This window comes from Shewanella sp. MF05913 (assembly GCF_059758095.1).
Genome location: NZ_JCAYNT010000018.1, coordinates 62,244 through 89,158, shown reverse-complemented (window position 1 = coordinate 89,158; position 26,915 = coordinate 62,244). Strand labels below are relative to the sequence as shown.

The following is a 26,915-nucleotide window of genomic DNA, read 5'->3' as shown; positions in this document are numbered from 1 at the left end:
CTTTTATCCCCTTATGTCGCGGTTGTTTGCCTAAATTATTGTCTCGCGCAAATGCCATGCACGATGAACCATCGCTAAGACTCTGCTTTCGATGTCTCAGAGGTTGTTAGATATTGCTGGGTTAAAAATAATGCACTCACACTGCGAGACTCTGAAAAATCACCATTGTCGAGTAATAATTGCCAGTCCGCTAAAGGCCACGGAATAACATCTATCGGCTCAGGTTCGTCTCCTTCTAAACGACTAGGATAAAGATCCTCAGCGACAAAAATTTGCATTTTGCTTGAGAAATAGCCTGGCGCAAGTGACAACTCTTTTAACAGTGTCAGCTTATGGCTGCCAAATCCAATCTCTTCCTGTAGCTCTCGGTTTGCGGCTTCAATGGCGGTTTCTCCAGGATCGATCAATCCTTTAGGAAAACCTAATTCATAATTATCAGTGCCTGCGGCATACTCACTGGCTAATAACAACTTACCTTCGTGAATAGGGACAATCATCACAGCCCCTCTGCTACCGCCTTTCATTCTTTCGTATTGGCGTTCAACGCCATTAGAAAACTTAAGGTGAACCTGCTCAATTTGAAACAGTCGGCTTTTAGCAACGACTTCTGTGTGCAGGATTTCCGGCTTTTTATGCCGCTGTGTCATTGCAGCCCCATGTGACGAATTAATAAAGACAAGGTACAATCTTACTATTCTACGTATATTCTACAACCGGAATTTACATGTTTCCTTGGCATAACATAGACACAGTGCTGCTCGATATGGATGGCACCCTGCTAGATTTGCACTTTGATAACCATTTTTGGCTGCAATTAGTGCCACAGCAATTGAGCCTGTTACGCCAGATTAGCCTAGACGATGCGAATGATTTGGTGAATCAAGCGTACCATAATGTCGTCGGCACCCTAGATTGGTACTGTTTAGATTATTGGCAGCAACATTTAGGGTTAGATATTTTGGCTTTGCATCATACGGCTGCAGACAGAATTAACATACGCCAGGACAGCATGCCCTTTTTACAAGCACTCGCGGGTGCAAGTAAGCGGCGAATTTTGTTCACCAATGCGCATCCTCATAGCCTGGCGTTAAAGCTCACTCACACCAATTTAGCCGATGGCTTAGATGAGTTATTGTCGAGTCATGAAAGTGGCTACCCTAAAGAGCATCCCAACTTTTGGCGTTATGCGTTTGATAAATTTAATTTAGATCCTGCTAGATGCTTATTTATTGATGACAGTGAAGTGATTTTAGCGGCGTCAAAGCGCGCTGGTGTGGGCTATCAATTAGGTGTGAGTAATCCAGACAGTAAAAAAACGCACACGGTATTTAAGCAGTTTCCCGCGGTGAGTGACTTATTAGACGCACTTTAACGAACACAAAAGAAAGTGAACATTAAAAAGCGCGTTGATATTGCTATCAACGCGCTTTTTACTTACTTCTATTTGGTGAGCCAACAATATCAGTATTGATTTACAACCCTGGCACGACACCCTGATAGTTGATTGGATAATATCCCTGGCTATCTTGGCGACCTAAAAATTGTAACGCGTCGCGTAAATCTTTTGGTTGGGTATCTGTCGGCTTAATTTTAGCGCTGACTTTAACTAAGTTTGCTTCACCTAAAATAGCGGTACCCGTTAAGCCGATGGTATTTTGAGTTTCATCTGTCGCTAATTGTAATTGACCGTCAAGGCAGCTCAAGCCTAGCGCGATATTACCTACAGGATAAGCACCAAATTGGTTTTTAACGTCGGTATTATTTAAAAATAACTTGCCACTTAATTGTTCGCACCAAGGCTTACCTTGTTCTAGCACTTCAATCATTAAGCTCACATCACCGCTCACTTGAGTTTTAAAAGGTAAACGGGCTCCGGCAAGTAAAAAACTGTCTGGTACATCAAGGCGAATATTGTTACCACTGATCCCCGCAAGAGACCAGGTTACACTGCCTTTACCGCTAACCGGTGTTGCACGATTGCCAATACTGAAATCAATATTGGCTTGGCCCATAAACAAGCCCCAAGGGCTTAGTTGCCAACTCACATGCTCAACTTGACGCTGATCAACTGAAACTAATGCAGCTTTGCCTTCCCATAATGTCCCTTCTGTGCCGCTAATAACCACATTGTTAGGGAGCGGTGCAATACTGACTAACCAGTTTGCAGGAATGTACGCGACGAGAAACACAAAATAAACCAGCACGCCAACCAGTATTTTAAAAAATAAACTCACAAAAAATCCTTACTGTGAAAGCTGAATACGTCTGACTTTAACAAAGCCAGTAACATCAGATTCGGCTAAATCGACGCTGTCTAGCGTTAAGCCTTTTTGTTCAACTAAATCGTGTAAATAACCGAGCAATGCATCAAACGGAACATCGTCCATCCACAACTGTATTTTGTCACCTTGCGGCTGCATTCGGGTAATTTCTAATTGATATTGCCCAGCCGTTTGGTTAACGATTGAACTTAAGCTGCCACGCACTTTTGCTTGAGCGCCTGCTTGCTTTAAACCGGCAATTTTATTGGCGGTTTGTTTTACATAATTTAAGGTTTGCTGGGCAGCATTATGGCTGCGTTCCGCCTCTATTTGAGCATTTGATATTGGTGTCCATATACCCCAATACATAATCCCAACTACGAGAATCGCAGCGCAAAAACCAACGAGCTGCTGTTCTCTCAGCACTAAACCTTGCCACCAGGTACGCAAATTATTCATTTTATTTGCTCCTCAAGGTCAAGGTGCTGGTCACGTTTTCGTCCGTGCTGTTCATTGCGCCACCGTCTAATTGATAATCTTTGGCTACGATCTCTTTAAATTGATCAATTTGGGCATAATTTTGCGCGGTCACTTGCATACGTAACTCGTTACGATTGCCCTCAAAGCGCAAACTATTTGGCTTAAGATCTGGCACTTTACTGAATGCGGGTTTGAGTCCGTCGAGCATCTCAAAAAATGCCGCGCCGCCACCTTGGCCTTGCATACTGCGTAAGGTACTGTCCATTTGCGAGCGCATATTAACAATACGGCTCACTCCTGGTACAGCCTGCTTAAAAATGGCTTCGCTTTGAGCACGTAATACTTCAGTATCATTATTAAGCTGATGGATCATCAAACCTTTATTCACCAATGCCAATACAATGGCGAGCACTAAAATAATCGCGGCATTTTTCCACACTAACAGATGTTTACTGTATTCGCGTTTAGGCTTGTAGATCCCACTGAGTAAATCAATGGGGGCATTCAACACCCCTTTGGCCAATATCATCATTGGCAAATCAAGTGGCTTACTGTCTACTTGTACACCGTCAATCGCAATATCTTCGCTATAACAAGCTACATTAATTTGCGCGTTATCATTACGCGCTGTCGCTTGCTTAACTAACTGAGGCAGTGCAAAGGCTGACCACGCTTTAGGTAGGCTTATACCGCCACCTTCAGATGTACGAATAAGATATTCACTACCTAAGCTCATTGCTGCCCATCGACATTGCTCTAATGGCAATGCTAAACAGTCTGGCACAATGCGTTTTACTTTTAAGCCCGCGTCTTGTAACCAGGCTAACCAGGTTTGCATTTGCTCATGGGCAACGGCTGCTACATTGAGGTGTTCGCCCTCGCGCGGACCCACCACAAAATGCATACGGTCAACGTCTGTTGCGAGCGATTCTTCTAGCATGTAAGGCAAGGCTTTTAACGCTTGGCGCTGGCCTTTTTCAGGCAAAGCGATTTGGGTCAATGTCATACTGGCCGCTGGCACAAGTACATCAACAGGACGATTGCCCGCACGTTCAGCTAAACTGCTCAGGCTCGCGGCGTCAGCCAACTCACCTGAGGCAATAATTTCTTGCTCTTGCTCTGACCAGACAAGCCATGAACATGGGTGTTCTGATGTTTTTCCTAACCGGATAAATAGCCGTTCAGACACTGTTATTCTCCACCGCTCTCAATACGTCTTTTATACGCTATGAGCTTGTTATTATTGTTGGCCACCATACTGACGGGTGAGCACTTCTAAATTATTGCCATTGCGCTTAAGCACACTGTCCATTCTAAATATTGCGTTGTCGACTTTGGCGCCCGCGTGTAATAAAAAATACTCGCTATCGACTACAAAACTCGACTTGAGGTCCGCTTCCGCTTTAATACTGCTAAGCGATGAGCTTTCCCAAAATTCTTCAATGGTACCGTAACCGTCTGCAGGACGTTCGTTGATAATATTTTCAGCTTCACTTACGGATACTTCATTCTCTAACATTGCAGCAAGTAAGGCGGCTTGTTCCACTTTAACGGTATTCACATTTAATAACTGTCGACTGTCGCCGGGTATTGCACAGACATAATCTAAAATATTGATGTACACATTTTGATTAAACCCAAGCACTGCACGTAATTCGCTGCGATGTTGCATCAAGGTATTTGCTGCGCGATACGGCACATTACGTGACTCATATTCAGCATCTTCTGCACCATAAGCACTCGATACCGTATCCACGTCGATGTAATCTTTTAAGGTTTGCGTTAGTTGCTCAGCACCAAAGTCATCAACACCTAAACTTATTAACAAGGATTGAAACTGCCTTGCTGCTAAGGTCATTTTAGGTTGATTATCCTCGGTACTGCTTGACGGCTCACCCACGGCATTGACATTAAAACAGGCTCGCATATCTTCAATTTCGCCAACAATTTCGCCGTACTCTGCTGGAAAGACCACATTAGCTAACGCCCAATATTGTTGTAAATGTACTGTGCCTTCGGCGTCTTCAAAATCTTGCTTCAGCACTTTCATTGCCAGCTCTTCAGCAGACATGGCATACCAATAAGCTTGGTCATATTGCGCCATATTTAACGTCCGGCGCATAGATAACTGGTTACGGCTGGTGATATTGGTGGCAATAATGACTACTAACGCCACAATCAGCATTACGACGATAAGCGCGACACCTCGCTGCTTTTGGCCGCCCATTAGCTTGTACCCTCATCTTTTGAGTCATCTTTTGAATCATCTTTTGAATCATCTTTTGAATCATCTTTTGAATCGGTAACGGGTGCGCCTTTAGGCAATAAAAAACGTCGCTGAATTTTACCTAGGCCTTCAATTTCGATTTCCATGGCAATACCTTTTGGCATTACGGTTCCATCAGCTTTAGTTTGCCATTTATCATCAATAAAAAACGAATACTCAATCGATACCACATGGTCAATCACTAGGCTTTTTAACGGTTCGGCGCCCACTATGGGTTCAGGATACGGATAATACCAACGCTCTAAACGCCCCGCCTGCACCACATAAGCAACCGATTGCACACTGCCTCTGGGTAACATGCCATCTGGGTTTAGCCAGCCTAATCTGAAAAACATTAATGCTTGGGTGTCTGAGTCGAGAATATTATCGCCTGCTTGAAAAAACTGCTTACCGCGATCGCCTTCAAATGATCGTGGCGTACGAGCCACCATTTGGCCTAAATCACGCTCTAATGCACCAAACCCTTGTTGCAAAGCTTTTAGGCGAACGGCAAAGTCTTTAGTGACTTCATCGTTTTTCATTACCGCAGACAACACCGAGTTGGCCGCAATACCCAGCATGGCAAAAATCGCTATCGCGATGAGCATTTCAAGTAAGGTAAAACCGCCTATATTAGGCTTTGTTGTGCACATAACTGCTTACCTGAGCCACAATTCGTTCATAGCGGTTATCGTCACTGACACTCACTTTAATCATTCTAAATTTATCGTCAGTGGTTTTTACCACTTCTTGTCGCCAGTACCATTCGCGCCCAGCTAATTCGACCTGGCCTTCTTTTTTGCCAATATCGGGAAAGTCACTGGTTAATCTAATATCAACCATTTGATTGCTAGCAACCCACTGGGCAAGCGTGCGTTCTTCTAAAATGGGCATGTTGGCCATTTGCTCGCTTAAGCTTTTGGTTACCGACACCGCAGCAATTGAAAACACCGCTAATGCAACAATCACCTCAAGCAAGGTCATACCTAAATTTTTATTCAATGAGCGAATAGAGCGAGGTGAATTATTCATCGACTCGCCCTAATGTTAAACGCCCCAGCGCATCACCAACCACTAATACATTAACGGGTTTTAGCTCATCATCTACGGTGGAAAAATTAAGTTCAAATGGGGTCATTTCGCCACTTGGAAAGAGTAAAATTTGTGGTTCAGGATGTTTTTTCTTATCTTCTTCGCTTTCTTCATCGATAAACGGCTCGTCAAACCACGACTCATCTTGTTCATCTTCTTGTACTAATGGCATGCCATCAATCACAATGTCGAGCACGATCCCTGATTCCATTTGTTGAGTCGCCAGTAAACGGTCTTGCTCAACAGGCATCCATTTGCCTTCTTTATAAAATACAAATTGGTATTCGTCTTCATCAATCACAATGCCAATAAATTGGCCGCTGAGCACACTTTCGTCCAGCACCATTTCAGTCGCCGACATAAATCGTTGCGCCTGTTTTTTAAGCGCTTGTTCTGGCCCTGCGACGTTCATAGAAATGGTGACTGCAGCAGCCACCAAACCCATTAACAATGCAACCAGTAATACCTCAAGTAAGGTAAACCCTGCGTGACGACGAAAATGCATATTATTGGAAGTCTTGTAGATTCCAGCTGCCAATATCATCTTCAGTCCCTGGTTGTCCGTCTGGACCCGAACTAAAGATATCAATTTTGCCATTTTCACCTGGGCTTAACAGTAAATAGTCATTGCGCCATGGATCTTGCGGTAAACGCTTAACATAACCACCGTCACGAAAATTACGTGGCTCTGGCGATGACGTGGTTTTTTGTACTAATGCGTCAAGGCCTTGCTCTGTTGTTGGGTAAATACTGTTATCTAATTTATACATGTCTAAAGCATTTTCGAGCGCAACAATATCTGAAACCGCTTTTTGTTGATCCGCTTTATCTTTGTTGCCCATTAAGTTAGGCACAACCATTGACGCTAAAATACCTAAAATAACAATCACCACCATCACTTCTAGTAAGGTGAAACCGCGTTGTTTATTGTGTTGTTGCATTAAAGACTTCCTTCTAAAAATGACTCAAAATTTTGAGCTAGCTGGCTTTGCGTATTGTGCTTAGCCACTGATTAAGTTATTTAATTCTAATATTGGCTGCAAAATAGCCATCACGATAAAGAGTACAACCGACGCCATACTCACGACTAGCATGGGCTCAAAAACCCCTAAGGCGATATTGACGTTAGACTCAAACTCACGGTCTTGGTTGTCTGCGGCGCGTTCGAGCATATTTTCTAATTGGCCACTTTTTTCACCTGAGGCGATCATGTACAGCATCATCGCAGGGAATAACTTAGTATTAGTCAACGCGGCACCCAAACTGGTTCCCTCACGCACACGCGCAGTTGCATCATCTACCGCGGCGCGCACTTTGACGTTTTGTAATACTTCACTCGCAATACGCATGCCATCAAGTAGTGGCACTGAACTGGCAGACAAAATACTTAAGGTTCGAGCAAAACGTGCAGTATTTAAGCCTTTGCTAACTTTACCAATAATAGGTGTATTAAGTAACGCGCTATCGTACTTCATTCGCAAACTTGGCTTGGTCAGCATGCGCTGAAATAATATTAAGCCGCCAAACAAAATTAAGACCACCAGCACACCCCAATGTTGCACAAAGTCAGACGCTAGGATTAAAAATTGTGTGGTACCAGGAAGCTCTTGGCCCATATGTTCAAACTGACCGACGACTTTAGGCACTACTGCGGCAAGTAATACGGCAATGACACCAATGGCGACAACCGTCAGCACAATAGGATAAATCATGGCTTGAGTGAGTTTGGACTTAAGCTGTTGGCGACGCTCGGTATAGTCAGCAAGACGATTCAGTACCACTTCTAAATGGCCCGACTTTTCACCAGAGGCAACCATGGCGCGATACAAATCATCAAACACATGCGGAAACTCAGCCATAGAGTCGGCTAAGCTATAACCTTCAACGACTCGAGAACGAACCGCCATGATCATATTACCCAAGCGGGCTTTTTCAGATTGTTGCCCAACCGCTTTTAATGCTTCTTCAATCGGTAAGCCTGCCGCCACTAAGGTGGCAATTTGCCGAGTGATTAATGCAAGCTCGGCAACAGAAATTCGTTTTTTAAACAGGTTAGCCAGGCTAAAGCCGCCGCGTTGCGAACGGGCTTCTTTCTCACTAACAGGTTGCAGTTCAAGCGGCATAAGACGTTGCTCACGTAGCTGACTACGAGCATGACGTGCAGTATCTGCCTCTATCACTCCTTTTTGCTGTTTGCCTTTGCTATCAAGGGCTTTGTATTCAAACGCTGCCATTGATTATTCCTCGCGAGTCACGCGTAGCACTTCTTCTAACGTAGTGACACCCGCTAACACCTTGCTCATGCCGTCGTGACGAATACTTGGTATCGACTTTCTGGCATATTTTTCAATGGCTAACTCACCACGACCACCATGAATTAACTCACGAACATTGTCATCAACGATAAGAAGTTCATGAATACCGGTTCGACCACGATAACCATTTTGGCTACAAGCCTTACACCCTTTGGCGCGATAAATGATTCGGGTATCGTTAGCAGTAATACCTAATAATTCACGTTCACGCTCATCTGGCTCGTGGGCTTCTTTACACGTTGGGCATAATGTACGAATAAGGCGCTGAGCCAAAACGCCAAGTAAACTGGATGACACGAGGAACGGTTCAACGCCCATGTCTTGTAGACGCGTAATTGCGCCTGATGCTGAGTTAGTGTGCAGCGTTGAAATAACTAAGTGACCCGTTAGCGAGGCTTGAACTGCAATTTGAGCGGTTTCAAGGTCGCGAATTTCACCAATCATAACCACATCGGGATCTTGACGCAAAATAGCACGCAGGCCCCGGGCAAAGGTCATGTCGACTTTGGTGTTAACCTGAGTTTGACCGATACCTTCTAGCTCGTACTCGATAGGGTCTTCAACGGTTAGGATGTTGGTATCTTTAGAGTTAATCTCAGTTAAGCCGGCATACAAGGTGGTACTTTTACCCGAACCGGTTGGACCGGTCACCAAAATAATGCCGTGTGGTTTACGAATTAATTCATCAAATTGTTCACGAATACCCGCCGTCATACCTAACTGCTGTAGATCTAAATTACCGGTATTTTTGTCTAATAAACGCATTACTACACGTTCGCCATGGCTCGATGGCATGGTCGACACACGCACATCGACTGCACGGCCGGCAATACGCAATGAAATACGGCCATCTTGCGGTAAACGTTTTTCGGCAATGTCTAAACGCGCCATCACCTTAATACGCGACACTAACAAGGATGACAATTTACGGTTTGGCTTTAAGACTTCTTTTAGTACACCATCGATACGAAAACGCACCACAAGCTGTTTTTCATAGGTTTCGACGTGAATATCTGACGCTTCTTCTTTAATCGCTTCCGACAGCAACGCATTAATTAATTTAATAATGGGCGCGTCGTCGTCACCTTCAAGTAAGTCTTCTGTTTGCGGTAATTCTTCGGCTAGGGTAAACAAGTCCATTTCATTACCAATATCTTCCATAAGCTGTTGTGCTTCTGAAGAGTTAGCTTGGTAAGCCTGGGTTAACTTAGCTTCAAACTTAGCCACTTCTAACTTTATTACGGCTAGCTCAACGCCCGCATAACGCCTGACTTCTAGCATGGCATTTAGCGGTGTATTGTCGGTATAAAATAAACAAAGTTGCTCGTTTTCTTTGGCTAATACCAACTGAAAGCGATGCGAAAACGCAAACGGCAGACGCTCTTTACTGTTCGAGTGAAAAACTTCATCGCCTTCAACCACTTCCAGGGCAACTTCACTTGATACTTGAGCTAACGGCTCTGTCATTGCACTATCAATCATTGTCTTGAGCCCTGTCCTTTTGCATGCTTTCATCGATGACTTTTAAAGCCGCATCTGATTCACGCATGTCAGTGCTCAATCCTTTACCGCTTTTATAGCGGTCAAGCATGTCATTGACTTCATCTGGCAAGTAGGCTTCTTGGCTCCACTCTTCTAGCACTGGCACCTGGGTATTTGGCATTAAATTAATACCACGGCCCTGTTGCTCAAGTTGTAGAGCACGGAAGTAATTGTATTTACGACCTGCAATGCCTTCCATTGTCATGCCATCGCGGATAATCGTTGGCTTGATGAAAATCATCAGGTTTTTCTTGGTCTTTTTGCTTGAAGAAGATTTAAACAGATGACCTAAAAATGGAATATCGCCCAAGATTGGTACTTTTTGGATACTTTCTTGTACTTCCTCATTGATCAAACCACCTAAAACCACAATTTGACCTGAGTCGGCCATCACAGTGGTGGTTAATCGACGAGTGGAGAAACTGATATCAACACCTGTATTACCGTTTACACCCGACACTTCTTGTTCGATGGTTAATTTAACCGACGAACCTTCGTTAATTTGCGGCACCACTTTTAGCTTAACGCCCACTTCTTTACGCTCAACCGTTTGGAAAGGGTTGTCGTTATTTGAGCTGGAGGTTGAGCCAGTAATAATCGGGACTTCATCACCGACAATAAATGACGCTTCTTGGTTATCTAACGTGGTTATTGAAGGTGTGGCTAATACGTTTGAATTGGTGTCACTTGATACCGCTTGAATTAACGCGCCAAAGTTACCAGACGCCACGCCCCACGCCATGCCATTCACTTTTCCAAGCGCTTGGGCAATTAATGTGTAGTCTCCGTCTGATGTTGGATTAGTGGTTTCTACTATACTGCCGTTAGAGTCTGTAGTTTTTACAGTAGTACCGTCTTCTTCCTGAGCAGCCAATACACCCGCACCAATTTCACTGATGCTTGGACCGATATTATTAAATTGGGTTAAGCCACCAGAAGTGCTGCCCCATTGCACGCCAAAACCGACGTTATCACCTTCGGCAATTTCAACAATAATCGCTTCAACTAAAACTTGTGCACGGCGAATGTCTAACTGATTAATCACACTTTCAATAGTACGTAACTGATCGGGTTCTGCGCTGATCACCAATGAGTTGGTGTCTGCATGCGCCATGATATTAATGTCATTACGACGTTTAGTTGTGCTGCCCTGTGCTGCGGTGCCGCCATCTTTATTTTCTTGTAGGTTTTGTGCAAAACCGGTCAATACCTCAACTAAGTCTTCAGCTTTGGCATAACGTAAATAGCGTACTTTGGTATTACCCGTATTGGCTTGCTCAGCGTCGAGACGTTGAATTAACTCAATGACGCGCTCACGGCTTTTTTCATCGCCACTGACAACCACAGCGTTCATGCGCTCATCGGCTACCACTTTTGGAGCTTGCCCAGGTAATTGCGCCTGGTTAGCCGTTGAACGGTATAAGGTATCTACGATACGCACGATTTCACCAGCCGATGCATAGTTTAATGTGACCACTTCAACCGCTGTGTCACCTTGCTTATCGACTCTGCGCACGATTTCTACTAATTTGTTGACTACCGCAGCTCGGCCAGAAATCATCAATACGTTGGCTTGGTCGTAGTTAACCACGTTACCGCCACCAGCATTGTCGTTTAGCTGACGTAGAAGCGGTGCAAGTTGCTTAGCTTCAGAGTTATACAATGGCACCACGCGGGTCACCATTTCGTCACCTAAGCCAGGCGCATTATCATCGGCAACACGAATAGCTGATGTTTTGGCGTCTTTGTCTTTAATGACTTTAATGACGTGGTTTTCCATTTCAACCACGGCATAGCCATAAACCTGCAACACGTTTAAGAAGAATTGGTAATATTGCTCATCATTTAATAAGTCGTAACTACGGACGTTAATTTTACCGCGTACGGTAGGATCAACAATGATGGTTTTATTGAGGTTTTTACCGACAATATTAATAAACTCTTGAATATCAGTGCCTTTAAAATTAGCCGCATATTGTTCCGACCAGGCCATCGGCGCAGCCATCATGGCAGCACCCACTAACATTCCAGCAATAATCTTATGTCGGATCCCTTTGTTATTCATTTTACTCAATCCTCTAACGCCAAATTATTGTGGCAAACTAAACATGATTTCGACCAACTGCCCTTCACGCTCTACCATGACAGCCATTTCGGTGAGCTCAGGCAGTTGCGCCATCACTTCTAAAGCCTGACCCATATCGGTCAGATCAAATCCATTAATTGATTTCGCTAAGTCATTAGCCTGAAAACCCGCTTGCTTAAACAAGGCCGCATCTTTACCCGGGTTTAAGCGATAGCCAGAAAGCTCTTCACCGCTACGCACAGGTGAAATGGCTAAAAAGTCGGTAATTTTACTGGGGTCGGCTAATAATTCATCTCGTGAATTAGACAGATCTTCGGAAAAATCTTGATTACTGCGACGATCCACTCGGGTCACTTTTTGATCGACCTTAGCTTGTTGTAACTGCTCGTTGGCCTGGCTTTGCGTTGTGTACTTAAGACCGTCTAGCATCAAGGTTTCGTAGCGACCACCATTAGTGATAATAATCCTGTCGGCATAGACTTCTTTTAATGATGCCGATGTGCCTTTAATTTTATCGCCTAAGCTGTAGGTGTCTTGCTGACCGCTAGACTCAATCACCGCTAAACCTTGTTCTTCAGCAGTAGAAGCAACCACACCGGTTAACTGAATAGACAAGTTAGTTTTAGGTGCATCGGTTATTTGCTCAACAGCTTCAGGCTTAGGTTTATTCGGGTTGCCATCAACACGGCCAAACAGTAATAGGTTACGCACACCAGAAAGCTCTATGCGCTTAGCAGTGCTTGCAGAAATGGGGGATGGTTGCCACGTCGCAGATTGCGATGACACTGGCATCAACTTCCATGTAATTTGTGCAGCAAGTAGCAACACAATGACTAATCCACACAAAAATACAGCTACGCTTAACGGCTTATGCGGCACAGTGGCTGCTTTGGTGATCAGTTTATCTAATAAATCCATATATAATTGGACCCTCTATACGTCTTGGTACAGGTCTCTGTTCTAATTGTTGAAAAGTAATACTTAGTCGTCATGCTAACCTACAGAAGATAAAGCAACAACCCTAGCGCATATCAATTGGCGAAACTGCACCAAATATGCTAAGTTTGCGCGCACAAATGAGGCTCAATTTAACCCCATATTGCAATAATACTGACATTGTATGGCAGTTAGATTACTCAGTCTGTGAAATCATCCCTGTTTTGGAGGCCATTTGAATCAAACTCAGTCCGAAAAGAGCATTATTCGGTTAGATAAATGGTTATGGGCGGCACGATTTTATAAAACCCGCGCCATTGCAAAAGACATGATTAACGGCGGTAAAGTACATTACAACGGCCAACGGACGAAATCCAGCAAGAATGCTGAAGTCGGTGCAAAAATTCGTCTTCGCCAGGGTAATGATGATAAAGAATTGATTATCATGGTGTTATCCGGCCATCGACAAGGTGCTAATATTGCGCAAACTTTGTACGAAGAAACCCCCGAGAGCATTAGCAAACGCATCATTAACGCTGAAGCGAGACGGCTCAATATTTTGAATAATCCGGCACCAGATCATAAGCCGGATAAAAAACAACGACGACAGCTTATGCGCTTTAAAGACGTTTAAGCGACTAAAAAGAGTTAAGAGAGTAAAGATGAACAACGATATTTTACATCGCTATCTATTTGATAATGCAGATGTTCGCGGTGAAATAGTCCAGCTTGAGAATAGCTATCAAGAGGTGCTATCTGCTCACGAGTACCCCGTTGCAGTACAACATTTGTTAGGTGAGTTAATGGCTGCAACGTCGTTATTAACCGCAACAATCAAGTTTACCGGTGACATTAGCGTGCAACTGCAAGGCGACGGTCCGGTATCATTAGCGGTAATTAACGGCAATAACGAACAAGTATTACGTGGTGTATCACGCTGGAAAGGCGACATTGCAGACGATGCAAGTTTGCAGGACATGTTTGGTAAAGGCTATATGGTCATTACCCTAACACCAGACGAAGGTGAGCGTTACCAAGGTATTGTGTCGTTAGAACATGTCGATTTAGCCGCCTGTTTAGAAGAGTATTTTAATCAGTCTGAGCAGTTACCTACGCAAATCAAGTTATTTGCTAACGGCAAACAAGCTGCCGGTATGCTATTGCAAGTATTACCGACAAAGTCTGATCAAAATGATGACTTCGAACACTTATCAACCCTTACGGCCACCATCAAAGCCGAAGAGTTGTTTAGCTTAGATGCGCCAGGTGTGCTGCACCGCTTATATCACCAGGAAGAAGTGCGCTTATTTGATCCTGTTGATGTGACATTTAAATGTACGTGTTCACGTGAACGCAGTGGTTCAGCGATCAAGACGCTCTCTCAAGCAGAAATTGAAGTGATTTTAGCTGAAGAGGGTAAAATCGATATGGGTTGTGAATACTGTAAAATTACCTATTCATTTGATGCTATCGATATTGCCGCTTTATACGCAGGCAGCCACAGTAGTGATTCACAGCAATAAAGATTCCCATTACGTAACCAATTACAAAAAAAGCGCATTACGCGCTTTTTTTATGCCTAAAATTTGACTTAAAAATACTTAACGCCAAAAACTTTCAGAAAAATTACCAAACTGTTCGTTACCAAAGCGTCAACTTCAGTTACAATCGCCCCATTAGCTTATACAGCCAGCGCGCAATAATAATACCGAGCTAAAAATAGTACCGCGAAACCTATAATAACGATTCATTGCGAAACCCGACCTAAAAGACATGGAGATCAACACTATGGCGGATTTATCACACCGCGTTAACCTTAACCCTACGACAGCACAGCTTGTTGAAATCGCGCTACTTCGTGGAGAAGGTCAGCTCACCGCCAACGGTGCATTAGTGGCCAAAACCGGAGAAAGAACAGGTCGCTCACCTAACGACCGTTTTATTGTTAAAGACCCCGCGACCGAAGCTGATATCGAATGGGGCAAAGTGAACCGCCCGTTTGATGCCGGTAAATTTGATGCCTTATGGGGTCGTGTTGAAGCCTACCTTGCAGACAAAGAACTGTTTATGTCTGAGCTTGAAGTCGGTGCCGATGACGACCACTACATTCCAGTTCAGGTAACAACCGAATATGCATGGCACCAGATTTTTGCCCGCAACTTATTCATTACCCCTGAAGTCTTTAACCGTAATAACAAAGACACATGGCAAATTATTAATGCCCCAGGCTTTGTGTGTGAACCAGAGCGTGACGGCACTAACTCAGAAGCGGCCGTGATCCTTAACTTTGCCGAACGCAAAGTGCTGCTTGCTGGTTTGAAGTACGCTGGAGAAATGAAAAAGTCGATGTTCTCAGTGCAAAACTTCTTGCTACCCGCTAAAGGTGTTTTGCCAATGCATTGTTCGGCAAACGTAGGCCATGACGGCGATACCACCTTATTCTTTGGTTTGTCTGGCACAGGTAAAACCACCCTGTCAGCCGATCCTAAGCGCTTTTTAATTGGTGACGACGAACACGGTTGGGCGCCAGGTGGGGTTTTCAATATCGAAGGTGGTTGTTACGCTAAGTGTATCGATCTAAGCCAAAAAAATGAGCCTGTGATTTGGGATGCGATTCGTTTTGGTACGGTATTAGAAAACGTGGTACTTGATGAACAACGCGTACCTAACTACAACGACACCAGCTTAACTGAAAACAGCCGTGCAGCTTACCCACTTGAGCATATTGCTCAACGTAAAGTTGAAAATCGTGGCGCTGAACCGCATGCTGTCGTTTTCTTAACTTGTGACGTGTCAGGTGTTTTACCGCCAGTATCGGTATTAAGTAAAGAGCAAGCGGCTTACCACTTCTTGTCTGGCTACACGGCAAAAGTGGGTTCTACTGAAATGGGCTCAACCTCTGCCATTCAGTCAACGTTCTCAACTTGTTTTGGCGCGCCATTTTTCCCGCGTCCAGCCGGCGTATATGCCGAACTACTCATGAAGCGTATCGAATCATTTGGTAGCCAAGTGTACTTAGTTAATACTGGCTGGACTGGCGGCCCACACGGTGTCGGTAAGCGTTTTGACATTCCAACAACTCGTGCCATTGTCGATGCGATTGTTAGTGGTGAGCTAAAAGATGTGGAAACCGTCCACATCGATAAACTCAATCTGAATGTACCTGTGGCTGTAACTGGCGTAGACAGCAAGCTACTTAATCCGGTTAACACCTGGAGCGATGCTGCACAATACAACCAGTATGCACAACAATTAGCGCAAGAGTTCAGCGACAACTTTGCCAAGTATCACGTCTCTGATGCCATTAAGCAGGCTGGTCCGAAAGTCTAAACAACAACTCGGTTAACCCAGAGAGACACCATTAAAATCCCAACTTACGTTGGGATTTTTTATTGTGTAGCCTCATATTCGTTAATGGTAATGCTATGATGCCGTTTCAGTTTATACCCAACATCATTACCTAGAGGTCTTCATGCACCGTACTTTGCTTGCTAGTTTATGGGTTAGCCCTTTGTTATTTTGCGCAACCTTGAGTATTGCGGCTGATGATATGATTCAACCGTCAACGCAGACCTCGATTAAGCAAGCAAATACCTTTATAAACGACAGCATACTACCGCCAATCAAACCCTGGTCTGGTGCGAGTGAAGCCCTTCTCATAAACGCAGAACAACCTTGGGCAACCCCTTTTGAACAGCAAGGTTACCTGAGTACACCAAACTACAACGACACCATAGCGTGGTTAGATAAACTCGTCGACAGTAGTGATTTATTGCATAAAGTCAGCCTAGGCAAAAGCCCACAAGGCCGTGATATATGGATAATCGTCGCCTCAAGTGAAGGTGCTGAAACAGCTAAAACGTTAAGCGATAATGGTAAGGCCACAGTGCTTGTGCAAGCCGGTATCCACTCAGGGGAAATCGACGGTAAAGATGCCGGAATGATGCTGCTTAGAGACATGAGCCATGGCAATAAACGCGCGCTACTCGAAAACGTTAATTTTTTATTTGTACCCATATTAAGTGTTGATGCCCACGAGCGCAGCAGTGAATACAATCGGGTTAATCAGCGTGGACCAATCAATATGGGCTGGCGTACCACGGCTAATAATCTCAACTTAAACCGAGATTATGCCAAAGCGGATGCGCTTGAAATGCAGCACCTCATCCGCGCCATCAATATTTGGCAACCCGATTTGTACATCGATGTACACGTTACCGATGGCATTGACTACCAGTACGATGTCACTTTCGGCTACAACGTAAAACAAGGTTACAGCCCTAGCAGTTTTAACTGGTTAGAAACGGTCTATCGCCCCGCAATAGAAGCCGCACTCACTGAGCAAGGTCATATTCCTGGGCCGTTAGTGTTTGCTGTCGATAATGCCGACATGGCCAAAGGTGTGTCGTTATGGAACCCCAGCCCACGCTTTTCAAATGGTTATGGCGACGCCCGTCATTTACCGACTATTTTAATCGAAAATCACAGCCTTAAGCCGTACAAACAACGCGTCCTCGGTACCTATGTGATGCTGGAGCAAACGTTAAAAACGGTGGCGAAAAACAGCACTAAATTAAAATCAGCCATTTACGCAGACAAATACCGCAACTCAAGCCAACTAGCGCTCACCTGGAAAAGTGAAGTATTACCTCAAGGCCGCGATTTTAAAGGCATTGATTACCGAATTGAAACCAGCCCAATAAGCGGCACTGAGGTCGTACGCTGGACAGGTGAACCTAAGCTGTATGCCAATATTCCTGTGGTGGCCAACACCAAAGCAGACATTATTGTTTCACGACCTGTTGCCTATTATATTCCCCCGCAATGGACCACAGTGATTGAACGTTTATCACTGCATGGCATTCGTATGACTCGGCTTGAAAAACCCACACAAATTACTGCGCAGCAATATCAATTTAGCGACCCCAGTTTTTCAAGTGCTGATTATGAAGGCCATCAAACAGTTACGGCCACAACGACGACTAGCAAAGTGAATACTCAACTTCCCGTAGGAACCGTTCGTATTGCAACCGATCAACCTTTAGGGGATTTAGCCATGTTGTTATTAGAGCCGCAGGCTGAGGATTCGCTGTTTTACTGGGGGTTTTTCAATACCATTTTCACTCAAACAGAATACATTGAAGATTACGCAGTCGAGCCGTTGGCGGCAAAAATGTTAGCTGATAATCCGGCATTGCAAACGGAGTTTGCTCAAGCACTCAAAGACCCTGCTTTTGCAAAAGACAGTAAAGCTAGATTACGTTGGTTTTATCAGCGTAGTCCGTATTACGACCAACAATACTTGGTTTACCCGGTGCTTAGAGCCATGAAATAGCTCAACTCACTCGTTTTAAAAAGAATAAAAGCGCTCCGGCGCTTTTATTCTTTAGGGAAATCAATCCAATGATTATATTCTCGCTCATAAAAATCGGCCGGCAAAATAGGATTGTCGAGTAGCAATATTCGGCTATCTTGAAAGCGACTTAAGGGGAATATGGAGGTTGTTGTGGGATGGTGCATAATAAATTCGCCTAATTTGCCATTGGCGAGTAATTGTAACAACCCTTTGGTAAGACGTTTAGCCAGAGGCTGATCTTGCTTGTTAACAAAAAAGTACATCGGTAATGGGTAACGTAAAATTAATTTGTCATACACCATCAATGTTTCATGACCTTGAGCGCCCACTTCTGCAAAGGCTTCGTTAATGCCACGCGGAAAATAATCACAACGTTGCTGCTCTAGCATGGTGTACATTAACGGGAAAGAAATAACCCGCTCAACCCGGTAACCGTTGTACTCCAAAATATCTGAATCTGGCCACTGGCTACCTTGGCAAGCAACCATTTTTTGTAATTGCTCTGCCGTCGTAATCTTGGCAAACTCACTTAAGCGATTACGCGCAATCACTGGCACACGATTACCCAATAAGCCGCCCACTAATGGCACCGTCACCGCAAGATAATCGCGTTCACGCTCAAGGCTTGTACCCGCCCAATACACATCTAGCTGCTTATTTTTTAACATCACAAAGCCGCGCGATTGTGATAGAGACGATTCCAACGTCACAATATGCGCGGGACCAAATTCATTTGAGGTGGTGTCGAGCACTAATTGCAATAAGTCGACATAATATTGATAGGAGGTATTATCTAGAGATTGCGAAGGTTGTATACGTACGACATCCTCAGCACACACCTGCACTGATAATAAACACAATACTATCGAAAAAAGCCCTGATTTATATATCAATACCTTCAATCCACAGTGATCTGATTTAACAAGATTAGCCGTAAAAACAATTAGTCATCAGCGGTATTTGTGTTTAATGCGGCAAATTGTGTAACCAGTTGTAATTTTTGCTGCCGCGACATCTTTTTAATGGTAATTTCACGCTTTAATGCCGTACTGCGATCAATTTGTGGCTCTTGATAAACCAGTGTTAACGGGCCTTTACCTTTTAAAAACTTGGCAGCCTTGGGTCCACTACTTTGATGCTCAGCAAATCGACGCTTAACATCGGTCGTTACCCCAGTGTACAAATGCGAATTAGCACACCGAATAATGTATAAATACCATGAAGAAACCGCTTCAGTTTGTGACATAAACGAGAAAAACCTTAAGTATGATCATAAAACTCTTTTACCATCATGGCATACTAAGCGCTATTAATAGCGAACATCATTTTTAACTTAGGCACTAAAAGAGTGCCTTAGGTATTCATTAAGGAAGTTCAGATGCCAAACAATCAAGACCCTTGCGCCCAACCGACATTATTGCATCCAGACCAAGCTATTGAGCAATTATTAGCTCAAGTAGAGGCAACGCAAGACACTGAACTCGTCACGCTGAATCATGCAATCGACAGAGTGCTCGCAGAAGACCTAGCCTCGAGTATCGATTTACCACCATTTGATAACTCAGCGATGGACGGCTTCGCATTTAGGTATGCTGATTTAGACAGTAGCCAAGAAAGTACGACTCTGCCATTAGTTGGCAGTTCGTTTGCTGGCCATCCATTTCACGGTAAAGCGCAGCCTAATACGTGTATCCGCATAATGACAGGCGCCCCTTTACCAGTCGGTTATGATACGGTGCAAATGCAAGAAAACGCTCACGCTAACGGCGATAACATTACTATCGGCCATCCACATAAGTTAGGCGCGAATGTACGCAAACGCGCAGAAGAGTTACAGGCTGGCACTAAAGTATTGCATCGCGGCGTAACCATCCGAGCTGCTGAAATGGGCGTACTTGCCACTATTGGCATTAGCCAGGTGCGCGTCACTCGTAAATTAAAAGTCGCGTTTTTCTCTACCGGTGATGAACTGCGCCCTGTTGGCAGCGAACTTGCACCTGGGCAAATTTATGATTCGAACCGCTATTCAATTCAAGGTTTATTGAGTAAAAGCAATGTCGAATGGATAGACCTGGGCGTAATTAGCGATAATAAAGAAGCCATTCGCGGCGCATTTAAAGAGGCCGCAAGTAAAGCCGATATGGTGCTCACTTCAGGTGGTGTATCTGTTGGCGAGGCTGATTTCACTAAACAAATTTTATCTGAAGAAGGCCAAATTACTTTTTGGAAATTAGCCATTAAACCAGGCAAACCGTTTGCGTTTGGTAAAATTGGCAATGCAGTCTTTTGCGGATTACCCGGTAATCCGGTGTCATCGATGGTGACGTTTTACAAACTCGTTCTGCCTATTTTGCATAAAATGCAGGGATTGACACCCAAAGCCCCCTTGTTTTGCCAAGCAACATTACAAACCGACATCCGTAAACACCCCGGCCGAGTAGAATACCAACGTGGCATATTAAGCCAAAATGAGTCAGGCGAATTGCAAGTTTCGATTACCGGCGGCCAAGGTTCTGGCATGTTGACGTCAATGAGTTTAGCCAACTGTTTTGTCATTTTAGAGCAATATCAAGGTGATTTAGCTAAGGGCAATACCGTCACCGTTGAGCCATTTAATAGCGTACTTTGCTAGGAGTATTATGCAGCCTGTAGACCAAGATATTTTGAGCGACAACGAGATGTTGCGCTACAGCCGTCAAATATCCATTAAAGCAATGGACATTGAAGGCCAAGAAAAACTCAAACTGGCAAAGGTATTGATTATTGGAGCCGGCGGTTTAGGGTGTGCAGCTAGCCAATACCTTGCTGTAGCAGGCGTAGGGGAAATAACCATTGTCGACTTTGATACGGTCGAGCTATCCAATTTACAACGCCAGGTTTTACACTTTGATGCCAATATTGGCCAGGCTAAAGTCGATTCGGCTAAGCAAACATTGGCTCAACTCAATCCGCTCATCAACATTAATGCGTTAAATGCGTTTTTAGATGATGCCGAAATCGACACGTTAGTCAGTCAGCACAGCTTGGTACTCGACTGTACCGACAACGTTATGGTGCGCGAACAGCTCAATAAGAGCTGTTATAAACACAAGATACCATTAGTGTCTTCGGCGGCTATACGCATGGAAGGCACAGTAACCGTATTTGACTATCAAGCTGATACGCCATGTTATCAATGTTTTAGTGCATTGTTTGGTGAGCAACAGTTAACGTGTGTCGAATCGGGTATTTTAGCCCCCGTGGTGGGAATGATTGGTTGTATTCAGGCAACGGAAGCCATCAAAGTGATTAGCGCGATGGGACAAGCTTTGTCAGGAAAGTTGTTAATGGTTGATGCGATGACCATGGAGTTTAGGCAAATGACATTACCTAAACAACCGCAATGCAAAGTATGCGGTAGCGGCGCGTAAAAAACGTAACCTATCCCAAATCAACCAAAATAAAAGCACAAGAGGATTAATACTCTTGTGCTTTTATTATTCTACCGGCACGTCGTTGGCGTTGGCCTCTGCAGACATTAATGCTTGTTGCGCTAAACGCTCACGATCTGCTTTCGCAACGTACGGATTTTTATTCGCGGCATGTAGCTTGGCGTTGGCTTTTTTGGCCTTAGCTTTCAATGTTTGGTTAATTTTCTTTTTACGGTTCATATAATTCACATCATCGACAAAATACCAGCGCGATTATAGCGTCAAACACCCTCAGGCTCTATTCATTCTAGCGCTTAATTTTAGCTTACCCCCTGAACCGCCAGCAGACAGCTTAGCGTTTATAAATCTTCTTGTAACACCACCCACAAAGCATGAATAAGCCCCGGGATAAAAAAGAAAAAGCACAGCAATACGTTAATCAGTAAATCTTTACCCAAGCCTTTTTTCAAAAATACCGCTAACGGTGGTAGCAATATCGCGATGATGACCAGTAATAATTTGTTTGTGTCCATTTTTCATCCTTATTATGTTGCTTAATTAAGAGAATACAATTATAAAAATAGCATAAGATACAGATTGTTAAACAACACATTTACAATAAAGATTACAAACAGTTTAACAACGCGCTTATCAAGGTATTCTATTAACGATGTGCTATGGTTAATTCCCAGCGCGCTATTCTCCAGCCAATGCAACAATACTGATAGGTCATATGGAACATAACCAAAGTATTATTTTCGTTCAATTCTTTTGCTTAATCGGTAGCAGTTGTGCCATTGCATGGGCAATATACGCAGGCGTGTTCCGCATTGCTCCTAGAGCCAGTTGGCGCTTCGCCCTAGCAAACACCCTCACTGTGGGAGGGGTGCTGCTCTACACGCAACGCAGCGAAGCCATTGACTATCTATACTGGTTTACTGCCGACATGACCATTTTATTGGGGTTTGCATTGGTGCGTTGGGGTTGCCAGCATTTATTTAAACGTCCGGTATCGTATCTGTTTGACCTGGTATTGTTAACCAGCTGCGCCTTGTTGATGTTATTGGTTCCGCCTTCTCTGGCGTATGCCGTTTATCTGGTGATTATTATGAGCATCACCGCGGCCACGTTGATCTCACTCACAGGCCTGGATAACGTCAAAACATCTAAAAAACACATGCCTATGTTTTATGCCATTTTAATTAATGTGCCTTTTTTTATTATGGGCGCCCTGTTTCTCACCCGAGCTGTAGCACTGTTTCTATACCCTGAAGATTTGGCCAGACTCTCTGCCGCCAATACACTTAACGCGCCAATAGTCATGTGGAGCTATATCATTTTATTGCTGCTCACTAACTTAGTGTTATACGGTAATGCCCTGACACGGCTGGTGTATAAAGTGGCTCGTTTAGTGAATAGAGATCAACTCACAGGGTTATGGAACCGACACGCCTTACTCGATAAATTAGATGAAGTGGATGCACTGTGGCAGCGTAGCGGATCAGCTTATAGCTTATTGGTGCTGGACCTGGATCACTTTAAAAAGGTCAATGACACTTATGGCCATATTGCAGGGGATGCCGTATTAAAACATACCGCGACGTTATTGCAGCAATCACTACGCAAAGTCGATTTTATTTGCCGCTACGGAGGTGAAGAGTTTTTGATTATTCTGCCATCAACAAATGCTGATGAGGCCAACATTGTTGCCAAGAAAATTCAGTCTAAAATCAATAGCACATCTGTACAGTGGCAACAGCAAGAGATTAATCTCACCTTAAGCATTGGTTATGCGACCAGCAAAACCCACATCAATGTAGAGCAGTTATTACAATTAGCCGATGAGGCGATGTACCTTGCTAAAAATACCGGCCGCAACACTATTTGCACCAAAGAGTTGAAAATATCGTCTCAATAAATAGGCTATAGCCAATAGAATATTTGCTGATATTGCAGGTCAAGCTAGCTTTTCGTTGGCCAAGCTAAGCTATCGGGTTGTTGCCATTGCTCGGCGACTATCGTCATAAATGGTGTATCGACAAACCACTCGCCTTGAGTCGGTAATTGCTGGAAGGCATATTGCTCGCCTAAATAGTTAAAATACAAACAATATGCGTGCAAATAACAACGATCGCTCGCATCTTTACCGTAAAGTGTGTCACCTAAAATAGGCACGCCAATGCTGGCTAATGCCACGCGTAGCTGATGGGTCTTACCGCTTAATGGCTTTAATAGATATGCGCGCTTCCCTTCGCTAATACTCATACAAAAAAACTGCGTCATAGCGGGGTTTTCTGTAGTTCGCAGTAATTTGTACATACTGCGGCGAGATTTTGCCATGTCGCCCACAATCCAACCTTGCTTCTTTTTAGGCTTACCTAATGCAATGGCTAAATAGTATTTTTGCACTTGATGGGCAGTAAACATTTGTGTAAATACATTGGCGGCTTGTGGCGAACGAGCCACAATTAACAACCCTGAGGTGGGAGTATCTAAACGATGTACCGGATACAACTTATAGCCTAAATCGGCTTCAGCTTGTGCAATAACGCCTGCATGACCATCTTGACTATGAAAGTGAACATGAGGCGCTTTATTGATGACAATAAAGTCAGGTTGCTCGCTCAGCAATTGATACATTGATGAATCCAACTCGATAATACCCGCAGCTAAACCTTGGGTTATTTAAAATGAATATTTACTAACAATCCAGGATTATTGTCATCTAATGAAATAGTGGCTTTATGGCGCGATAAAATCGCTTTTACCATCGACAAACCTAAACCCGTGCCTTTGTAATGACGGCTCGGATCCAGACGAACTAAACGGTCGAATACCCGCTCTTTATCTTCATCCAAAATGCCAGGACCATTATCACTAATCTGAATATGCTTGCCACGCTGTTTAATGCAAATTGCAGCACCAACCGGTGAATACTTAATCGCATTATCGACTAAATTAAATAGCGCTTGGAATAATAGGTATTTATCACCATTAATGTGCACATCGTTTTCCAGCGAAATCTCTAATATTTGATCGCGCGATTCGGCGATGGCATCAGCCATTTCAAATAAATCTTGGCAAATCTGTTGTAAACTCACTGGCTGTAAATCAAGCGTTTGCTGACCTTCTTCGATTCGAGTTAATGATAACATCGCATCAAACGTGCCTAAACAATGATCTAGCTCTTCAAGTAACTCTGCTGTCGCATCTGCTAATTGGTGAGTGGGTTTATCAGCAAGTTGCTCAATCCCAATACGTAAATGCGATAACGGCGTACGTAAGTCATGAGCAATATTATCAGTGACACCACGCACGGCGCGTAGGTTTTGCTCCAAGGTATCGAGCACGAGGTTAAATTGCCGCGCTAACATGTCAAACTCATCTTGGCTGTCACTGACAGGTAAACGTGTTTCGTAATGTCCGGCTTCAATTTGCTCACTTAAACGGTTGTATTCGACCAGTCGTCTAAGTATGGCTTTTGAGAAAATATAACCCAACGCCAACGTTAAACCTAAGGTAAAGGCTACAGCCCAGAAAGCAGCATTGATAAACTTTTCAATGAGGGTTGCGAGGTGATCGGTTCGGGTAGCAATGAGCACGGGACCGTAACGTGTTATCACTAATCCGCCGGTCAAAATATGTAATTTATCTGGGCCACCGGTAAAGATAGGAAAGTCTTTGGTTTCAGGTAACTGCGGCATGTTTTCAGGTAAAAAGGTCAATGCCCCGACCATATCAACACTGTTACGCCAGGCGATAAGCGCCGTTTTAGGATCGGCGGCGCGGATCTGTGCGGCAAAACTGCGGCGATTAACCGTTAATGCTAACTGCTGATAGCGCTGCATTTCTGCCGCAAGATGCTTATCAACCTGGTTTTGCTGCTCTATCACTAATTGTCGATACAGGCTTAATACCAACATCACAATTAAGATGGTCACTAACGTCGAGAAAATAAGCGTGATGCGCCACGCACTACTTTGATATGGCTTAATGGCCTTTGCAGAGGCGATAACCCGCACCCCTTACTGTTTCAATTAATTCACCGTGCCCAAGTTCTTCAAACTTACGACGCAGTTTTGCAATATGCACATCGATAACATTGGTGCGAGGGTCAAAATGATAATCCCATACAGCTTCAAATAGCAGGGTACGGCTAATCACTTGATTAGGGTGTTCCATTAAATACTTGAGTAACTGAAACTCTTTTGGTTGCAGCATTAACTCACTGTCATCAAGTGTCACTTTACGCGTCAGCAGCTCCATTTTCAGGCCGCCAACTTCAATATCTGTTGCGGCTGGCTCTACAACATTACGTTGTACCAGCTTTTCTGCACGCACCAATAACTCTGCAAATGCGAACGGTTTGGTCATGTAGTCGTCGCCACCCGCACGTAAGCCTTTAACACGCTCATCGACATGGCTGAGTGCTGACAAGATTAATACTGGCGTTTTATTACCGCTGGTACGCAATGCCGACAATAAGGTTAGGCCGTCAAGCTTAGGTAGCATGCGGTCTAAAATGAGTAAGTCATATTGATTGTGCTTGGCTAATGTTAAGCCTTCTTGACCATCTGTTGCACTGTCTACCTGATACTTCTGTGCAGTAAATCCGTCAGCCACATATTTTAATGTAGTGGCGTCATCTTCAACCAATAAAATGCGCTTAGTCATAGAGTCTTTAATCCCATTTGAGCAGTGGAAGTGGACGTAAGGTTTCAATGTCGAAAGCAATGGTATTCTTACTATCTTGATTGAGGAGTTTTAGTTCGAGATAACTAATGGATAAATCGTGGTCCAATTCCGCTTGCGTTAAATATCCTTGTTGATCTTCAATCGCTAAAGCGACCAGTGCAGAAAATGTCATGTGCTTGGCTTGGAGCATTTTTGCCGCGCTCACAGAGCCGACATCATCAGAGCTATACACTGATGATTTTTCATTTAGCAGCACACCATCTAAAGCTCGGTACTGATATTTACTCATTTTACGTGTTTCTACGTTAACCATAGAAATTTTGTAAACGAGTAACCCTTCTTCCACATCAACATCAAAGTCACAAATTGTGCCTTTGTCTTGTTGTTCTAATTGCTCCATGACCACAATTGGCTTTAAAAACTCGCCATTGATCAACAAAGTATGCATAGATGGAGTAGCCATCACGGCACAAGGA

General features: G+C 44.0%; 29 protein-coding genes. 8 read left to right on the top strand and 21 right to left on the bottom strand.

Annotated elements, in window-relative coordinates:
- Positions 1-74: 74 nt before the first annotated feature.
- Positions 75-647: an ADP compounds hydrolase NudE gene (gene nudE, locus AC19MV_RS18075; RefSeq protein ID WP_498309286.1), complete on the bottom strand. Its 573-nt coding sequence runs from the start codon at positions 645-647 to the stop codon at positions 75-77.
- A gap of 77 nt (positions 648-724) precedes the next feature.
- Between nudE and yrfG the strand changes: the two genes are divergently transcribed.
- Positions 725-1,372, top strand: coding sequence for a GMP/IMP nucleotidase (gene yrfG / locus AC19MV_RS18070; RefSeq protein WP_498309284.1), 648 nt, complete (start codon positions 725-727; stop codon positions 1,370-1,372).
- Between the two features lie 100 nt (positions 1,373-1,472).
- Here yrfG and AC19MV_RS18065 read toward each other — a convergent pair whose 3' ends face one another.
- From AC19MV_RS18065 to gspC, 12 genes are read right to left on the bottom strand one after another with little or no spacing between them, the layout of a single operon-like run.
- On the bottom strand, positions 1,473-2,234 hold the full coding sequence (locus AC19MV_RS18065) for a type II secretion system protein N (protein ID WP_160055525.1): 762 nt from the start codon (positions 2,232-2,234) through the stop codon (positions 1,473-1,475).
- Between the two features lie 9 nt (positions 2,235-2,243).
- Positions 2,244-2,720: a type II secretion system protein M gene (locus AC19MV_RS18060; protein WP_432403997.1), complete on the bottom strand. Its 477-nt coding sequence runs from the start codon at positions 2,718-2,720 to the stop codon at positions 2,244-2,246.
- 1 nt (position 2,721) lies between these two features.
- Positions 2,722-3,930: a type II secretion system protein GspL gene (gene gspL / locus AC19MV_RS18055; protein WP_498309282.1), complete on the bottom strand. Its 1,209-nt coding sequence runs from the start codon at positions 3,928-3,930 to the stop codon at positions 2,722-2,724.
- A 51-nt stretch (positions 3,931-3,981) separates the two neighbouring features.
- A complete protein-coding gene (gspK, locus tag AC19MV_RS18050) occupies positions 3,982-4,968 on the bottom strand; it encodes a type II secretion system minor pseudopilin GspK (RefSeq protein ID WP_432404001.1) in 987 nt (328 codons plus the stop codon).
- On the bottom strand, positions 4,968-5,660 hold the full coding sequence (gspJ, locus tag AC19MV_RS18045) for a type II secretion system minor pseudopilin GspJ (RefSeq protein WP_498309280.1): 693 nt from the start codon (positions 5,658-5,660) through the stop codon (positions 4,968-4,970). The genes gspK and gspJ overlap by 1 nt, the downstream gene beginning before the upstream one ends.
- A complete protein-coding gene (gspI, locus tag AC19MV_RS18040) occupies positions 5,641-6,039 on the bottom strand; it encodes a type II secretion system minor pseudopilin GspI (protein ID WP_432404008.1) in 399 nt (132 codons plus the stop codon). Before gspI ends, gspJ begins: the two co-directional genes overlap by 20 nt.
- Positions 6,032-6,604, bottom strand: coding sequence for a type II secretion system minor pseudopilin GspH (gspH, locus tag AC19MV_RS18035; protein ID WP_498309278.1), 573 nt, complete (start codon positions 6,602-6,604; stop codon positions 6,032-6,034). The genes gspI and gspH overlap by 8 nt, the downstream gene beginning before the upstream one ends.
- A gap of 1 nt (position 6,605) precedes the next feature.
- Complete coding sequence (gspG, locus tag AC19MV_RS18030; RefSeq protein WP_432404016.1) at positions 6,606-7,040, bottom strand: type II secretion system major pseudopilin GspG; 435 nt, start codon at positions 7,038-7,040, stop codon at positions 6,606-6,608.
- Between the two features lie 60 nt (positions 7,041-7,100).
- Positions 7,101-8,333: a type II secretion system inner membrane protein GspF gene (gene gspF / locus AC19MV_RS18025; RefSeq protein ID WP_498309276.1), complete on the bottom strand. Its 1,233-nt coding sequence runs from the start codon at positions 8,331-8,333 to the stop codon at positions 7,101-7,103.
- A 3-nt stretch (positions 8,334-8,336) separates the two neighbouring features.
- Positions 8,337-9,881: a type II secretion system ATPase GspE gene (gspE, locus tag AC19MV_RS18020; protein WP_498309302.1), complete on the bottom strand. Its 1,545-nt coding sequence runs from the start codon at positions 9,879-9,881 to the stop codon at positions 8,337-8,339.
- 7 nt (positions 9,882-9,888) lie between these two features.
- The gene (gspD, locus tag AC19MV_RS18015; RefSeq protein WP_498309274.1) at positions 9,889-12,021 is read right to left on the bottom strand and encodes a type II secretion system secretin GspD; all 2,133 of its coding nucleotides are present in this window, start codon (positions 12,019-12,021) and stop codon (positions 9,889-9,891) included.
- A 24-nt stretch (positions 12,022-12,045) separates the two neighbouring features.
- Positions 12,046-12,960: a type II secretion system protein GspC gene (gene gspC / locus AC19MV_RS18010; protein ID WP_498309272.1), complete on the bottom strand. Its 915-nt coding sequence runs from the start codon at positions 12,958-12,960 to the stop codon at positions 12,046-12,048.
- Positions 12,961-13,213: 253 nt separating this feature from the next.
- On the opposite strand from gspC, the gene hslR reads away from it, so the two are divergent.
- The 4 genes from hslR to AC19MV_RS17990 all read left to right on the top strand — a co-directional run bounded on the left by hslR (position 13,214) and on the right by AC19MV_RS17990 (position 18,313).
- Positions 13,214-13,612, top strand: coding sequence for a ribosome-associated heat shock protein Hsp15 (gene hslR, locus AC19MV_RS18005; protein ID WP_432404030.1), 399 nt, complete (start codon positions 13,214-13,216; stop codon positions 13,610-13,612).
- A 28-nt stretch (positions 13,613-13,640) separates the two neighbouring features.
- Positions 13,641-14,501 carry an Hsp33 family molecular chaperone HslO gene (hslO, locus tag AC19MV_RS18000; protein WP_498309270.1) on the top strand — a complete coding sequence of 287 codons (861 nt, stop codon included), beginning with the start codon at positions 13,641-13,643 and terminating at the stop codon, positions 14,499-14,501.
- 250 nt (positions 14,502-14,751) lie between these two features.
- Positions 14,752-16,308, top strand: coding sequence for a phosphoenolpyruvate carboxykinase (locus AC19MV_RS17995; protein WP_498309268.1), 1,557 nt, complete (start codon positions 14,752-14,754; stop codon positions 16,306-16,308).
- Positions 16,309-16,528: 220 nt separating this feature from the next.
- Entirely contained in the window at positions 16,529-18,313 is a 1,785-nt protein-coding gene (locus AC19MV_RS17990) for a M14 family metallopeptidase (protein ID WP_498309300.1), read from the top strand.
- Positions 18,314-18,357: 44 nt separating this feature from the next.
- On the opposite strand, the gene AC19MV_RS17985 is transcribed toward AC19MV_RS17990, so the two are convergent.
- Both AC19MV_RS17985 and AC19MV_RS17980 read right to left on the bottom strand, forming a co-directional pair.
- Entirely contained in the window at positions 18,358-19,227 is an 870-nt protein-coding gene (locus AC19MV_RS17985; RefSeq protein ID WP_498309266.1) for a transporter substrate-binding domain-containing protein, read from the bottom strand.
- A gap of 50 nt (positions 19,228-19,277) precedes the next feature.
- Positions 19,278-19,580 carry a GIY-YIG nuclease family protein gene (locus AC19MV_RS17980; protein ID WP_498309264.1) on the bottom strand — a complete coding sequence of 101 codons (303 nt, stop codon included), beginning with the start codon at positions 19,578-19,580 and terminating at the stop codon, positions 19,278-19,280.
- 132 nt (positions 19,581-19,712) lie between these two features.
- Between AC19MV_RS17980 and moeA the strand changes: the two genes are divergently transcribed.
- Together moeA and moeB are read left to right on the top strand one after the other, a co-directional pair.
- Entirely contained in the window at positions 19,713-20,966 is a 1,254-nt protein-coding gene (gene moeA, locus AC19MV_RS17975) for a molybdopterin molybdotransferase MoeA (RefSeq protein ID WP_498309262.1), read from the top strand.
- A gap of 7 nt (positions 20,967-20,973) precedes the next feature.
- Positions 20,974-21,744: a molybdopterin-synthase adenylyltransferase MoeB gene (gene moeB / locus AC19MV_RS17970; protein WP_498309260.1), complete on the top strand. Its 771-nt coding sequence runs from the start codon at positions 20,974-20,976 to the stop codon at positions 21,742-21,744.
- 66 nt (positions 21,745-21,810) lie between these two features.
- Here the strand turns inward: moeB and AC19MV_RS17965 are convergent, their stop codons facing one another.
- Together AC19MV_RS17965 and AC19MV_RS17960 are read right to left on the bottom strand one after the other, a co-directional pair.
- Positions 21,811-21,984, bottom strand: coding sequence for a DUF2986 domain-containing protein (locus AC19MV_RS17965; protein ID WP_498299343.1), 174 nt, complete (start codon positions 21,982-21,984; stop codon positions 21,811-21,813).
- Between the two features lie 119 nt (positions 21,985-22,103).
- Positions 22,104-22,277 carry a YqaE/Pmp3 family membrane protein gene (locus tag AC19MV_RS17960; protein WP_160055483.1) on the bottom strand — a complete coding sequence of 58 codons (174 nt, stop codon included), beginning with the start codon at positions 22,275-22,277 and terminating at the stop codon, positions 22,104-22,106.
- Between the two features lie 200 nt (positions 22,278-22,477).
- On the opposite strand from AC19MV_RS17960, the gene AC19MV_RS17955 reads away from it, so the two are divergent.
- The gene (locus AC19MV_RS17955) at positions 22,478-23,662 is read left to right on the top strand and encodes a GGDEF domain-containing protein (protein ID WP_498309258.1); all 1,185 of its coding nucleotides are present in this window, start codon (positions 22,478-22,480) and stop codon (positions 23,660-23,662) included.
- A gap of 44 nt (positions 23,663-23,706) precedes the next feature.
- Here the strand turns inward: AC19MV_RS17955 and AC19MV_RS17950 are convergent, their stop codons facing one another.
- The 4 genes from AC19MV_RS17950 to AC19MV_RS17935 form a co-directional block, all read right to left on the bottom strand.
- On the bottom strand, positions 23,707-24,384 hold the full coding sequence (locus AC19MV_RS17950) for a TIGR01621 family pseudouridine synthase (protein ID WP_498309256.1): 678 nt from the start codon (positions 24,382-24,384) through the stop codon (positions 23,707-23,709).
- Positions 24,385-24,425: 41 nt separating this feature from the next.
- Positions 24,426-25,667, bottom strand: a complete 1,242-nt coding sequence (locus tag AC19MV_RS17945; RefSeq protein WP_432404228.1) for a sensor histidine kinase — start codon at positions 25,665-25,667, stop codon at positions 24,426-24,428.
- A gap of 67 nt (positions 25,668-25,734) precedes the next feature.
- Positions 25,735-26,418 carry a response regulator transcription factor gene (locus AC19MV_RS17940; RefSeq protein ID WP_188958739.1) on the bottom strand — a complete coding sequence of 228 codons (684 nt, stop codon included), beginning with the start codon at positions 26,416-26,418 and terminating at the stop codon, positions 25,735-25,737.
- Between the two features lie 7 nt (positions 26,419-26,425).
- Positions 26,426-26,887: a hypothetical protein gene (locus AC19MV_RS17935; protein WP_432404062.1), complete on the bottom strand. Its 462-nt coding sequence runs from the start codon at positions 26,885-26,887 to the stop codon at positions 26,426-26,428.
- Positions 26,888-26,915 lie beyond the last annotated feature (28 nt).

Excerpts from the sequence above, each read along its gene's own strand:
- nudE (WP_498309286.1), bottom strand. The coding sequence starts at position 647 with ATGACACAGCGGCATAAAAAGCCGGAAATCCTGCACACAGAAGTCGTT.
- yrfG (WP_498309284.1), top strand. The coding sequence starts at position 725 with ATGTTTCCTTGGCATAACATAGACACAGTGCTGCTCGATATGGATGGC.
- AC19MV_RS18060 (WP_432403997.1), bottom strand. The coding sequence starts at position 2,720 with ATGAATAATTTGCGTACCTGGTGGCAAGGTTTAGTGCTGAGAGAACAG.
- gspK (WP_432404001.1), bottom strand. The coding sequence starts at position 4,968 with ATGGGCGGCCAAAAGCAGCGAGGTGTCGCGCTTATCGTCGTAATGCTG.
- gspJ (WP_498309280.1), bottom strand. The coding sequence starts at position 5,660 with ATGTGCACAACAAAGCCTAATATAGGCGGTTTTACCTTACTTGAAATG.
- gspI (WP_432404008.1), bottom strand. The coding sequence starts at position 6,039 with ATGAATAATTCACCTCGCTCTATTCGCTCATTGAATAAAAATTTAGGT.
- gspH (WP_498309278.1), bottom strand. The coding sequence starts at position 6,604 with ATGCATTTTCGTCGTCACGCAGGGTTTACCTTACTTGAGGTATTACTG.
- gspG (WP_432404016.1), bottom strand. The coding sequence starts at position 7,040 with ATGCAACAACACAATAAACAACGCGGTTTCACCTTACTAGAAGTGATG.
- gspF (WP_498309276.1), bottom strand. The coding sequence starts at position 8,333 with ATGGCAGCGTTTGAATACAAAGCCCTTGATAGCAAAGGCAAACAGCAA.
- gspE (WP_498309302.1), bottom strand. The coding sequence starts at position 9,881 with ATGACAGAGCCGTTAGCTCAAGTATCAAGTGAAGTTGCCCTGGAAGTG.
- gspD (WP_498309274.1), bottom strand. The coding sequence starts at position 12,021 with ATGAATAACAAAGGGATCCGACATAAGATTATTGCTGGAATGTTAGTG.
- gspC (WP_498309272.1), bottom strand. The coding sequence starts at position 12,960 with ATGGATTTATTAGATAAACTGATCACCAAAGCAGCCACTGTGCCGCAT.
- hslO (WP_498309270.1), top strand. The coding sequence starts at position 13,641 with ATGAACAACGATATTTTACATCGCTATCTATTTGATAATGCAGATGTT.
- AC19MV_RS17995 (WP_498309268.1), top strand. The coding sequence starts at position 14,752 with ATGGAGATCAACACTATGGCGGATTTATCACACCGCGTTAACCTTAAC.
- AC19MV_RS17990 (WP_498309300.1), top strand. The coding sequence starts at position 16,529 with ATGATTCAACCGTCAACGCAGACCTCGATTAAGCAAGCAAATACCTTT.
- AC19MV_RS17980 (WP_498309264.1), bottom strand. The coding sequence starts at position 19,580 with ATGTCACAAACTGAAGCGGTTTCTTCATGGTATTTATACATTATTCGG.
- moeA (WP_498309262.1), top strand. The coding sequence starts at position 19,713 with ATGCCAAACAATCAAGACCCTTGCGCCCAACCGACATTATTGCATCCA.
- moeB (WP_498309260.1), top strand. The coding sequence starts at position 20,974 with ATGCAGCCTGTAGACCAAGATATTTTGAGCGACAACGAGATGTTGCGC.
- AC19MV_RS17965 (WP_498299343.1), bottom strand. The coding sequence starts at position 21,984 with ATGAACCGTAAAAAGAAAATTAACCAAACATTGAAAGCTAAGGCCAAA.
- AC19MV_RS17960 (WP_160055483.1), bottom strand. The coding sequence starts at position 22,277 with ATGGACACAAACAAATTATTACTGGTCATCATCGCGATATTGCTACCA.
- AC19MV_RS17955 (WP_498309258.1), top strand. The coding sequence starts at position 22,478 with ATGGAACATAACCAAAGTATTATTTTCGTTCAATTCTTTTGCTTAATC.
- AC19MV_RS17950 (WP_498309256.1), bottom strand. The coding sequence starts at position 24,384 with ATGTATCAATTGCTGAGCGAGCAACCTGACTTTATTGTCATCAATAAA.
- AC19MV_RS17945 (WP_432404228.1), bottom strand. The coding sequence starts at position 25,667 with ATGTTGGTATTAAGCCTGTATCGACAATTAGTGATAGAGCAGCAAAAC.
- AC19MV_RS17940 (WP_188958739.1), bottom strand. The coding sequence starts at position 26,418 with ATGACTAAGCGCATTTTATTGGTTGAAGATGACGCCACTACATTAAAA.
- AC19MV_RS17935 (WP_432404062.1), bottom strand. The coding sequence starts at position 26,887 with ATGCATACTTTGTTGATCAATGGCGAGTTTTTAAAGCCAATTGTGGTC.